The sequence below is a fragment of the Mariniphaga sediminis genome, assembly GCF_003573545.1.
GTDB lineage: Bacteria > Bacteroidota > Bacteroidia > Bacteroidales > Prolixibacteraceae > Mariniphaga > Mariniphaga sediminis.
On sequence record NZ_QWET01000001.1, the window covers coordinates 377,013 to 390,743 of the forward strand.

6 protein-coding genes are annotated in these 13,731 nt (G+C 36.3%); all 6 read left to right on the forward strand.

What is annotated here, in order from left to right:
* Positions 1 to 23 precede the first annotated feature (23 nt).
* A complete protein-coding gene (locus tag D1164_RS01325) occupies positions 24 to 1,058 on the forward strand; it encodes a FecR family protein (protein WP_119348124.1) in 1,035 nt (344 codons plus the stop codon).
* Positions 1,059 to 1,197: 139 nt separating this feature from the next.
* Positions 1,198 to 4,635, forward strand: a complete 3,438-nt coding sequence (locus D1164_RS01330) for a TonB-dependent receptor (RefSeq protein WP_119348125.1) — start codon at positions 1,198 to 1,200, stop codon at positions 4,633 to 4,635.
* Positions 4,636 to 4,668: 33 nt separating this feature from the next.
* Positions 4,669 to 6,501: a RagB/SusD family nutrient uptake outer membrane protein gene (locus D1164_RS01335; RefSeq protein ID WP_119348126.1), complete on the forward strand. Its 1,833-nt coding sequence runs from the start codon at positions 4,669 to 4,671 to the stop codon at positions 6,499 to 6,501.
* A gap of 188 nt (positions 6,502 to 6,689) precedes the next feature.
* On the forward strand, positions 6,690 to 9,071 hold the full coding sequence (locus tag D1164_RS01340) for a glucosidase family protein (RefSeq protein ID WP_119348127.1): 2,382 nt from the start codon (positions 6,690 to 6,692) through the stop codon (positions 9,069 to 9,071).
* Positions 9,072 to 9,105: 34 nt separating this feature from the next.
* Entirely contained in the window at positions 9,106 to 10,737 is a 1,632-nt protein-coding gene (locus D1164_RS01345) for a beta-N-acetylhexosaminidase (RefSeq protein ID WP_119348128.1), read from the forward strand.
* Positions 10,738 to 10,899: 162 nt separating this feature from the next.
* On the forward strand, positions 10,900 to 13,602 hold the full coding sequence (locus D1164_RS01350; RefSeq protein ID WP_206610888.1) for a hypothetical protein: 2,703 nt from the start codon (positions 10,900 to 10,902) through the stop codon (positions 13,600 to 13,602).
* Positions 13,603 to 13,731 lie beyond the last annotated feature (129 nt).

A 13,731-nucleotide genomic window follows, 5' to 3' on the forward strand; every position in this document is an offset into this window, starting at 1 on the left:
CTATATGAATTAAAAGCCATTTTATGCCGACTGAAAGTAAAATACAACTACTGCATAAATTTTATAAAGACAGTATAACTGATCAGGAACTAAAAGAACTCTTTTTCTGGCTGAACAGTGAGAAAGGAAGTCAGGAATACGAAAAGCTATCAAATAAAAAATGGTTATTCAGTGAATTTAAGACCATTGAGGATATTGATTCTAATATCCTTTTTTCCCGGATTGAAACAAAAATGAAGGAAAAACATATCCTGAGAAGAAAGCATTACTTGATTAGGATACGAAATGCTGCTGCTATTTTTATTTTAGGGTTGCTACTTCCAATTATTTATTACTTCGCTAATACTCCGAAAGAAACCAAGCAGCTAGTGTACCTTAAAGAATCTATTTCAAATGAAAAAGTAAAAAAACTTATTTTACCTGACAGCACGGCCGTATGGTTAATGTCGGGAAGTACTATTAGTTATCCATCTGACTTTACTGGCAACAAAACAAGAAATGTTAAAATATCTGGTGAAGCTTTTTTCGATGTTACCAAAGATCCTTCACATCCTTTTATTGTAAACCTTGGCGAAATAGGGGTAAAAGTTGTGGGGACAAGTTTTAATGTTATGAATTTTGGAGATGAAGAGCAAATTCAGGTGGTTTTAGAATCAGGGAAAGTTGATCTTTTTAAGGGAAAGTACAAGCCTGATAATCAATTTGTGCATCTGATCCCAGGTCAATTGGTAGCTTATAAAAAAGATAACCCGGAATTCTTGATTAGCAATGTAGATGTTACCAAATATACCTCGTGGACTGAAGGAATCCTTCTGTTTCATGATGATCCTTTAGTTGATGTCCTTAAAAAAATTGGGAGATGGTATAATATCGATGTTGAAATTAATGATCCGGCAGTTTCTAATTTCCCGTTTACGGCAACCATAAAAAATGAAAATCTAGATCAAATAATAGACCTCCTTCAGTATTCAACTCCTTTTAAATATTCAGTTTCCAGATCAAATGGAGCAATCAAAAAGCTTGTAATTGAAAAAAATAATATATCAAAACCTAATTAAAATTAAATGCCTATGAAATATTACTAAACTGAAAAAAGGAGATGAAACCATCTCCCTTCTTGTAATTCATGCCTTTCCTAATTACCAGTCAGCGAAAGGCACAAATAATTCGAACAATAATTCAAATCGTTACAAAATTATGAAAAAAAACAATTGTTTAATTGTTTCTATGCTCTTTTGGGCTTGGAAACGCAAATTAGTATTTGTTATGAGATTGACCTTTTCGATATGTTTGCTTTCTGTATTGCAATCATTTGCGATTAGCACCTTCTCGCAAAATTCTAAGTTGAGCATCAAACAGGAAAATATTAGTGTTGAAAGTGTAATACAGTTAATTCAAGACCAAACAGACTATCACTTCATGTATAGTGGTTTGGTAGTAGATGTTAAGAGAACTGTTGATCTGAACATAAAAAGGAAATCAGTTCCTGAAATTCTTGAAGTAGTTTTTAAAAATACAGATGTTACTTACAAAATTAATGGGCAATTAATAGCCCTAAATACTGTTAGGAAGAATTCTTCAGCGTTTTTTCAAAAACAAAATGTTAAAATTTCCGGTCGCGTATCTGACTCTTCCGGCTCTCCCCTCCCCGGTGTAACCGTTGTAATTAAAGGTACCACCAATGGTACGGTAACGAATGTAGATGGGGAGTATTCACTTACAAATGTTTCTGAGGATGCTACGCTGGTGTTTTCGTTTGTGGGGATGAAGCCACAGGAAATACCTGTGGCTGGAAAAGCATCAATCAATGTAGTGATGGCAGAAGAGACATTTGGTATTGATGAAGTGGTTGCCATTGGATATGGAACCCAGAAAAAAGTAAATGTGATAGGTTCTGTTGCTCAAGTGGAAAGTGATGCTTTAACAGCAGCTCCTGTCTCTAATGTCTCTAATAGTTTGGCTGCCAGGATGCCTGGGGTTATTGTTCAACAAAGAAGTGGTGAACCTGGTAATAACAGTGCCGGAATTTTAATTAGGGGAAAAAGTACTTTAGGAAACAACAGCCCTTTGATAATTGTAGACGGAATTCAGGGACGGGATATTAATTCTTTAAATGCAGAAGATATTCAAAGTATATCGGTCCTTAAAGATGCTTCGGCGGCAATATACGGAGCGAGAGCAGCTAATGGGGTTATCCTTGTAACGACAAAAGAAGGTCAGATTAATAAGCCAATATCTTTAACATATGGATTTTATCAGGGATATAATACACCCACTATGTTGCCAGAAATGGCCGATGCATCAACATATGCTCAAATGGTTCGCGAAGCACAAGGTTATTTGGGCACAAATGAAGAAAATATGTTATTTTCCGAATCAGATATAGAAAAATTTAAATCAGGAGAGTATATCTGGACACATCCCAATACAGATGCTTATAAAGAAGCCCTTGCTAAATTTAGTGGAATAGATCATCATTCTTTAATAATTCAAGGGGGGACAAATGTAGTGGAGTATTATGGTTCATTGGGGACACAACACGAAGACGGGATCTATAAAAATAATGCTACCTCTTTTAATAGGTATAACTATAAAATGAATTTAGATTTCAAGGTTAATGAATATATAAATATTGGCCTTTATACAAATGGCATAAAAGAAAATAAGGTATATCCGACAATGGATACATGGACGATATTTTCATCAATACAGAATTTTCGCCCTACAGATTTTATGGAATGGCCAAATGGGTTTCCTGGTCCTGATGTTGGACATGGTTACCAACCCAAGGTAATGACAGGCTTTGAATATGGGAGTAATAAAAATGAAATGCATAGAAGCTACAATACTCTTTCTGCAAATGTTAAGGTTCCATGGATAGATGGTTTGTCTTTATCTGGTACTTATTCGTATGACAAGCGCTATAGTAAAAACAAAAAATTTGAAACTCCATATACTCTTTATAGTTTAGATAAGGTTGCATATTTTGCTGCAGGATATACAGGGAAAGAAGATGGAGCAGATTTTCTTGTGCCTACAGTTGCAAATATACCGGAACCCAGGTTAACAGATTCCTTTAACGATTATAAAAATATATCAACTTTTTTAAAGGTTGATTATACAAAAACTTTTAATGATGTTCATAATTTTAGTGCTTTTATCGCATATGAAAGTTTTGAGACCGACAATGAAGGAATTAGTGCATTTCGCAGGTATTTTATTTCTGACCAAATTCCATACCTGTTCGCCGGGGGAACCGACCAGCAAAATATATCTAGTTCTGTTGGGCTCGATGCCTCTGTTAATTATTTTGGACGCTTAAGTTATAATTATAACGATACTTACTTACTCCAGTTTACATTTCGTAGAGATGGTTCACTTAGGTTCTCTGAAGAAAGTGGCAGATGGGGCAACTTCCCGAGTATAATTGTTGGCTATAGGCCATCTAATCAAGATTGGTGGAAAGATAATATTGGATTCATCAATTATTTCAAACTTAAAGCTTCGTATGGCCAATTAGGGAACGATTTAATTTCTCCTTTTCAGTATTTAGCTTCATATAAATTTTCAGGAGGTTGGGTGCAGGACGGAAGCAGGAATTATATTCCGGGGTTAGTTCAAACTGGCGTGCCAAATCCTTTAATAACTTGGGAAGTTGCTAATATGTATAATATTGGATGGGAATCTCAGTTTTTAAACAGCAAAATGACCTTTGATACTGATTTTTTTTATGAAAGGCGAAGTAATATTTTGGTAAAAAGACAGGCATCTGTACCAGATTATTCAGGAATAACACTTCCGGATGAAAATTTTGGTATTGTCGATAATAAGGGGGTCGAATTAAATCTTGGATATAGAGATAAAATTGGGGATCTGTATTACAACATCAATGGTAATTTTTCCTTTGCAAGGAATAAGATTATAGAATATGATGAGCCTAAGCGCAATGTCTCCTGGCAACAAAGAACCGGATATCCCCAAGGAGCTGAATTGGTTTATCATGCAATAGGTGTTTTTAAAGATGAGGCCCATGTAAATTCTTATCCACATGTGGAGGGGGCTATTCCCGGAGATCTGATACTCGAAGACTTTGATGAGGATGGTAAGATAACAGCTGATGACCAGATTTTACTTAATATGACAAGAGATCCTGAGATTACATATGGTGCTTCCTTTGATGTTGAATATAAAAACTGGAAATTGGATGGCCTTTTGCAAGGAGTCGGAAGGTGCCAGAATAAAATATATTTTCACCTCCAGGGGCTACTTACAAATTACTTCCAACATGAAGCAGAAGGAAGATGGACAGTGGACAATATTAATGCAGATAAACCAAGGACGGTTGAGAGGGAATCAGCCTATTGGAGATCTGATTATATGTCTGATTATTACTATCATCGAATGGATTACCTGCGCTTGAAAAACCTTAGGCTTTCTTATACTATCCCTAAAAAAGTTGTAGATACTTTAAAAATGAAAAATGCTCAAATATATGTTAGTGGACAAAATTTACTACTCATTTATTCTGCAAATGACATAATGGATCCTGAAACTGGATTTTCCGGAAGTGAAGGAGGCGTTTCAAGTTATCCTGTAATGAAAACCTATTCTCTTGGTGTCCAAGTTACTTTTTAAACCGTCATTCTAATTAAATTAAATAATAATATTATGAAAAATTTTAAAAATCATATTTTAATATTATTGTCCTTTTTACTTCTATTTTACTCATGTGAAGAGCAAATACTGGACAAAAAACCTTTGGATAGATATTCCGATGCCGTTGTTTGGGCTGATATTAAACTTGCTGACAGGTATTTGAAAAGTTTGTATTACAAATTATATATTGGTTGGAAATGTGAAAATATTGTTACTCAAATAACAGACGATACTCATAATAGAGTTCTTCGCGGGACAGATGTTTATCTCCAAGGACGAGTAACTCCAAGCGATCTGGGGCCTATTAGTAATCGCTATGGATATATTTTTTTGCGGTGGGATGTCCTCTTCTCAAATATTCAGGATATTAATGTTTTTCTTGATAATATTGATAAAGTCCCGGAAAATTACGAAGGTATCAAAAAGAATGAAATAGAGGAGAAAGTTAATGTATTAAAAGGAGAAGCATTCTTTTTGAGAGCATTTTGTTATACGAATTTGGTTCGTATTTATGGAGGAGTCCCTCTTTTCGATAAACCAAATAAGCAAGATGATGATTTGCTTTCATATACAAGGGCCTCTTTTGAGGAAACCATTCAGTTTATCTCAGATGACTGCGATGCAGCCGCAGCTCTATTGCTATCTAATAGCCAAACTGTTATGGGGAATGCAAGTAAAGGTGCTGCATTAGCGCTTAAGTCAAGAATATGGTTGTTTGCAGCAAGTGATCTTACTGCTGACGGCAATGCTGCTAATAAATATGTTGGCTATGAAAATCCCAACCGTAATGAATTGTGGACTAAAGCTAAAAATGCAGCTAAAGCTGTGATCGATCTGGGAGAATATAGCCTCGATAATTTTGGTGCACCAAATAAGGCCTCTGTATCTGAAAATTATTATCAATTCTTCAGACAAAAAGATTTGTCCAGTGAGGAAATCATTTTTGGAAGGATGTATTCTATCCCAGAATACTATCATAAAATTAATGTTTTGAATGGACCAAATGGTACATTGAATTGGGGCGTGACCGGAGTTACCCAGGAATTAGTCGATGTTTACCAAATGAACGACGGATCAGATTTTTCTAATCATTTTACACTAGATGAAAATGATTTTTATAAAAATGCTTCATCCAAATATACAAGTCAGAATCCTTATCATAATCGTGATCCGCGGTTTACCGGGACAATTCTCTACGATAGTGCTGTTTGGCAACCACGTTTTTCAGATCTTGCGGAGAGAGATCCTCTTGGAATTTATGAAAGACGCACACGAATAAAAATTGTTAATGGAGAAGAAGTTAGTAGAGTACCTGGAATAGATACGCATGAAGGCCCTGTTTATCCTTCTGAAGCCACATATACAGGATATTGTATGAGGAAATTTTTAGATGATGAAGTTCAGGGGGCATATGAGGGATGTGAGCAGATTTGGGTAGAGATTCGATACCCGGAAATTTTATTGAACTATGCTGAAGCTTGTCTGGAGTTAGGCGAAAATAATGAAGCTGAACACTACATTAACATGGTAAGGAATCGTGCTGCTATGCCCGATTTTACGAATGATATTAAAGAAGCTCTTAAATATGAGAGACGAGTTGAAATGGCATTGGAAGAAGGAAGATTCTATGATATCAGAAGATGGAAAATACTGGAAGATGTATTTAATAGCCATGCTCATGGAATAAAGATTGAAGAGATTAATGATGATGGAGTTATTACTACAACATGGCAGCGGATATTAGTGCAAGAAAGAGGACCGGTGGTCCAAAGTATGTATTGGTTTCCTATTCCAACTGTTGAAAGGAATAAAGCTCCTCAATTAGAACAAAACCCTAGTTATTAAACAGCAATTACTAAATTGAGAAGGCTATTAAAAGAATTTTAGCCTTCTCAATCTATTTCCTAATAATCCTCATTACTCTGAAAATTCAGAGTGTAAATATTATAGACATGGAATATAAAAGTTTAAACTTTGTATATATTATACTATTAGTTTTGTTTTCGAATACAGTGTGTGCAAGAATCGACTCTTTGAAAACAAAAACCTACACAGAGAAAGGCTCAACTGTATATAATGAGAATTCAACCTATTCAAATATCAATAATAAATCCTGGGATCAGATTTTAATAGAAAACAAATTTCGATGGCGTCCTCCTTATACTGTTAATTTGCCTATTCAGCCTGCCCATTCACCAGATTGGGTACATGTTGATGCTGCACTTAATGTTTGCCGGAGGCATGTAACGCCCAACGTTCGGGTTCCGGGAGGACCAACACGAGAGGAGGCGACAACCCAGGAAACCTGGATCGTTCAATTTGCTTTTGAAGATCCACCTGTTGTTCCTGATTTTCATCTTAGCACATTATCATTGGCAGAAAACAAATACCCGGTAGTCACTGGTGATTATTATTCGCGTGACCTTTATTACCAGGTTGAATATATGTGTACCGGGATCAGTGAAGGTCAGAGCTTATTATGGATTAATATTACAGTGACCAATGAAGAAGAAAAAGCACACCAGGCTCATGTCAGGGTAAAGGTAAATTTCCAGAGGGAAAATGATCTTTTTAATTATCATTACATACCATTTTACTGGGATGCATCCAGGTGGTTGCCATGTGACAAAGTGAAATTTGAAGGTAGTTCTATCCTTAAAGACAGCCAGGTTATAGGTAAGGTTGTTCCTGGTTCTATGGAAGTTAATTGGGAAGAGGAAGCTGAATTTCAGAATGAGAATTATAATGTCAATTACAGAAGTACCAGGATGTCAGGTTTTGTTTTACCAAATATGCGATTAAAGGAGGTTAAGGATGTTATCCATGCACGGGGAGATATAAATCCGGGGGAAACAAAAGGGTTCTCCTTAGCATTGTTAGTTAATGATGAGAATATTACAAATGATCATTTGACTTACCTTCAAAAGTCTTCATCAAATGAATGCCGTAAAGAAGCCTTAAGTCACTTTAAAAGCCTGTTGACAGAAGAAAATACAAAAATGGCATTTAGCTTCGGGAACTGGCAGGATATTTTTACTGAATTACAAACATCTACCTTGCAGCTTTCAGTAAAACATTCTGGCAGGGAGAGTTTAATGCCCACCCAGGGGGGTAGTTCCGAGCGATTTTATGTATGGGTATGGGAAGCAGTACATATGCTTCGCCCGATGCTTCGTTTAGGACATTTTGAATCGGTAAAGAAAGGGCTTGATTTTATATTCAGCCTTCAGGATGCAGGTGTCCCTCCGGAAGGGAAATTCACTACTACAAAAGGGTCAATAGGTACAACCGGTCCGCGGTGGGCGAATTCGACGGGGTCTGCACTCGGTCTTGCCAGCGATTATTACCTTTACTCAAATGACAAGGAATTTTTGGCTCAATACCTGCCAAAAATAATGAATGCGGCTCGATGGATTGTTGGCGAGTTGCGTGCAACAAGGAAATTCAATCCTGATGGTACAAGGCCGTTATATTACGGTTTGATGCCTTTTGCAGTAGCAACGGACGGGGATGAAGGTTATGTCGTATCGGCAACTGATGCCTATACCTTTGAGGGCCTTGAGAAAACAGTCCGGTTACTGGAGAGGATAGGTCATGAAGACGCAGCTGAATTTCGTAATGATTTGGAGTTGTACCGTGATGATTTAGCCGTTACAATAGAGAAACTAAGTCATCCAAACGGATTTATTGACCGAAAAATATTAACCGGAGATAAGGCTACACGATCTGCACGTAAGTTTGAAAATGTTGTTAGCTCAGCAATGCTTGGAGCAACCGGATCAATCAATCCAGGGTCAGATACTTTTCAACGTTTTATTGAATATTATGAAAACAACAGGGCTGCTGGTTATTTTATGGGCAACATGGACAAGGAGATAGCTTATATAGGTACAGCAGAATATATTTGGCAAAAAATTTACCTGGCTACCGGTCAATGGAAGAAGGCATTTGCTGCTACACAGGCAAATCTTAAATATGGAATAACCCAGGACACCTATCAAACCCAGGAGCGTTTTTCAAGACGTGATCCGGCTTTTACATGCTGGCAACCCAATGGAAGTGGCAATGGCAGGATGATAGACATGATGCTCAATTCATTATACTTTGAATCTGATGAAGAAATTACCCTCCTTGGAGGAATCCCGTTTGACTGGCTTCAAGCTAATCAAACGACTCTATTAAAAAACTTGTATACAACATCTGGTATTATTAATCTTGAAATACGAGCAATCGGGCCTAAATTATGCTCCGTCTCTTTATCTGCTACCGATAGCAATGCATTACCCGGAACAATAATCATTCCTGAACATTTTAATGCTAAACCAATAAATCCATCGGTAATAACTACAGGGAATGGGTATTTTAGGGTTCCTAATGGACAAACCAAACTTGTGTTCATAATATCGAAAGGGTAACAGCCTTATATTAACCCTATCATAAAAATTTGAAATGAAAAAGATATTACAACTGATATTTTTAATAGTCACATGTTATAAATTAACATCAGCAATAGAAATAATACCGTGTCCGGTACATATTCTTGAAAAGCCTGGAACTTTTGTGCTTTCAAGCAGAACCATAATAAATTATTCAGAAAAAGCGTCAAATGAAGCGGAATTATTTCAAGAGGTATTAAAAAAGGAGTTTGATGTTGTACTTACTCCTTATTCCAAAGTATCTCAAAATAATATTGTAATGGAAATTAATCCATTACTAAAAGATCGAGTTGGTCTGGAAGGTTATGAACTAAAAGTAACTGAGAATTTTATTAAAATAACAGGTGCTACCAATACTGGCATTTTCTATGGAATCCAAACTTTACGACAATTGTTAAGAAAAATCTCAGATGATAATTTAATTTATTCCAGGTATTCTATCCCTTGCGTTGAAATCATTGATTACCCCCGATTTAAATGGAGAGGTTTTATGCTTGATGTAAGTCGGTATTTTCATGGAGTTGATGTCGTAAAAGGCATATTAGACGAAATGGCTTTGCTAAAAATGAATGTATTCCATTGGCATCTAACCGATGATCAGGGATGGCGAATACCGATTGATAAATATCCCAGGTTAATTTCGGTTGGATCAAAAAGAGATTCGTCAATGATTTCAAAACAAAAAGATTCTAATAATAAGTGGGTGTTTACTTTTGATGGAGTTCCACACGAAGGATATTATACAAAAGAAGAGATTAAAGAAATAATAGAGTATGCTTCAATACGTCATATTACAGTTGTCCCGGAAATTGACATGCCCAGCCACAACCAGGCTGCCATGGCGGCTTATCCATGGCTGGGGACAAGGAATAGCGAGGTTAAAGTACCCACTACATTCGGCGGAGAGCCATATTTGAGGAATCCATCAGAAATAAATCTGGCTAATCCCAAAGTGGTTAAATTTTTCAAAAATGTTTTAGATGAAGTAATTGAGCTTTTCCCATCGGGCATAATTCATACAGGGGGTGATGAGGTTTGGGTTAATTTATGGAAGGAATCTTCGGAAATAAATGAATTCATGAAAAAAAATGGATTCAGGACTTATGCTGATTTACAAATGTGGTTTACAAGTGAGATATCAGATTATTTAAAGAGTAAAGGGAAAAGGATGATGGGGTGGAATGACATCACCGGAGACCATACAAACAGAGATTTAAATGCGGATGATTTTCAAATTACAATAGATAAGCAACCAGCTTCAGGAACTATCATTGGTTTTTGGAGGGGAGATCTGGATTTAATTTTTAAAGCAGCATCAAAAGGTTATGATATTGTAAACTCTAATAGTAGTTTTACATATTTGAACTATAACCCTGCTGATCTTACATTGGAAAAGGCCTACTCGTTTGAACCTATTCCTGAAGGATTGGATATTAAGTATCATGATAGAATTTTGGGATTAACCTGCCCTTTGTGGACAGAATGGGTTCCTAATGAAGCAGTATTAGATTATCAAATATTCCCTAGATTGGCTGCTTATTCTGAAGTTGGATGGACTCAAAAAGAACATAAAAATTTTAATGATTTTAATAATGCTTTGAATTTGTTAGTAGTTCATTGGAATAGAATGGGTGTTAATTACTAATAAAGAAATAGCTCGTTCTCATATGGTGAGAGCATGAAGTCTAAGATATTTTTTATGTTGAGTGCATCAAAACCTGGCTATAGCTTTAATTCTACATTATAAATATGAAATTGGTCAACACCCTTTAAAAGTATTTGTATTTTTTAAATAAGAAAGATTATTATGATAACAAAAACAGTTTTTTGTATAATAATATATATGTTATTCGTCCTGAATGGTTTAATAGCTTTTTCTGCCAATATAGAGCCAATATGTAAATTTCATATTGTGTGGAGTAAAAAAAACGTTAGCGGCTCCATAAAAATAAATCGGGGAAATATTACGAGTTTGCATGTAGAAAAAGGAGAAACAAGTGGTAATAGTTTTTATTTAACTGGTGAGGAAGAGGCAAGGTTAACTGTTGAAGTTACTGGATTTAATAATGCATATGGCCCATCGCCTACGGTAATTTCGGTAAAAACACCAGACCATCCCTTTTCTTTTTTTCTCCGCGATGTAAATGCAGGCTATCCTATATATATTCCGGCATACAAAGTTGCGGTAGTAGTTGATAAAGATAATCGTTCTTATGCAGAATTAGAAAAAGACATATTATCTCGTAATCTCCAAACTAAAATCCAGCGAATTGAATCGGAAGAAGAAACTTCGTTCGGTTCTGTAGCACAAACCAATAGGGATATGAGTGTTCCTATATGGTTGGGCATAGGACGAGATATGAGGTTGTTTGAAATTTCTGAGGAGCTGGAAGATATGGCCCAAGAGGGGAAAATAATACGTCCTAAATATGCTTCTAGTAACATTAAACTTGCTGATACAAATTATGATGGATACATTTATGCATTAGGAAGAGGGGTTGGCGTAAAAAATAACATTACCAGACGACTTGATGAAGGTATTTTGCCTATCTATCATTCAAAACTTGTGGATGACGATATTATCTATCATACTATTTCTTTTGTGTCTTTTGCCGAAATACCTCTAAACGCTTCAACAAATAGAGGTACAAATTATATTGTTTCGGACAAACATAGTTCAGGAAGAACATTTAAGGAAGAACACCTGAAAGAACTAGGTGAACAAATGAAAAACGCCTTTGATTTTCAAGATGATATGGTATTGTATTCCCGTACAACAATAGAAAATACAGGAACAGTACCGAGGTATGCATGGATTAAGTGTCCAAGACCAGGAAATGGGTGGTGGTGTCAAAAGATTCATGAATATGACGAAAACACAGGTTTTTCTTCCTTCGGAGGAGATAGTGTATTTTGTATATCACAACTCAATGGAGAAGCATTGGCAAATGAAGAAATCTCCATTTTACTCCTGCCTGGAGAGAAAGCTGAATTTGATTTTTTCTTGCCACATACACCAGTGTCAAAGAAAAGGGCTTATGTTATTGTAAATCAATCATTTGAAAAAAGACTTAATGCCGCGAGAAGCTACTGGAAGGAAAAATTGGACCAGGCAGCTTCAATCAGTGTTCCAGAAAAAAGAATTCAGGAAATGTTTCAGGCAGGGCTATTACATCTAGATTTGGTTACGTACGGTAATGGTTATAAGGATGTTGTGTCTACTAATGTAGGTGTGTATTCCCCAATAGGAACCGAAAGTTCACCTATCATTCAGTTCTATCTCTCTGTGGGATGGCATGAACTGGCAAAGAAAGCCTTGAATTATTTTCTGGAGACACAGTTAAGTAATGGGTGTATCCAAAACTACGGGGATTATACCGTCGAAACCGGAGCAGCTTTATGGAGTATAGGAGAATACATTCGGTACACGAATGATTTTAATTGGTTAACCCTCTCTCGGGAAAAGATTATAAAATCTTGTGACTATTTAATCGAATGGCGTAACAGAAATAAGCGGGATAAGCTAATTGGCAGAGGGTATGGAATGATTGAAGGGCAAGTAGCTGATCCGGAAGATTCTTATCGTTCTTTTATGTTGAATGGATATGCTTATCTTGGGTTGTCCAGAGTTGCAGAGGCATTGATGAAGATAGATCCGAAAAATGCCTATCGCATTCAAAAAGAAGCCAATGATTGGAAACATGATATACGCCGAACGGTAAAAACATTATTTGGCATCTCTCCGGTAGTCTCATTGGGAGATGGAAGTTGGGTTCCGACACTCCCTGCCTGGCCTGAAGCAGATGGTCCTAGGGGACTTCTTCAGGAAAAAGAAACTTTTTGGACACATGGGACCTTTACTGCAACAGATGTTTTGTTAGGTCCGTTATACTTGGTGTTTTGTGAAGTTGTTGAGCCTGCGTCAGTAGAAGCTAAAATGCTATTGGATTATAACAGTGAACTATTTTTTCAGGGAAATGCAGCTTTTAGTCAGCCTTACTATAGTAGACATAATTGGTTACAAGCAAGATATGGGATGACTAAACCATTCTTAAATACCTATTATAATACAATTGCTGCACATGCCGACAGGGAGACGTATACCTTTTGGGAACATATGTACAGGGTGAGCCAACATAAAACACATGAAGAAGCTTGGTTCTTAATGGAAACTCGTTGGATGCTATATATGGAAGAAGGTAGTACTTTAAGACTTTTTAAGGTGATACCCAGAAATTGGCTAAATGATGGGCAGGTAATAGAGCTAAAAAATGTTAAAAGCTATTTTGGCAATTTAAACGTTAAGGTTGTGTCATTAATAGAAAGTGGAACTATTGAGGCGCTAATTGAGGTAGATATGGACAGAAAGCCGGAACAGATAACTATAAGATTACCTCATCCCAGTAACTTGTATCCGAAGAGAGTGGTTGGAGGAACTTATGACAAAAAAACAGAGACCGTAACAATTGATAATATTAGTTCGCGCACAAAAGTCAAATTGGAATTCTGACCCGGTTATACGTGATAAAAACACTGGGATAAAGTTGGAATCAACTATTGGGATGATAACAAAGCCTTTAATTAACGCTAATGGGCTTTGCAGGAAAAAAAATATATAATCATTTAATTATGGAGAAAC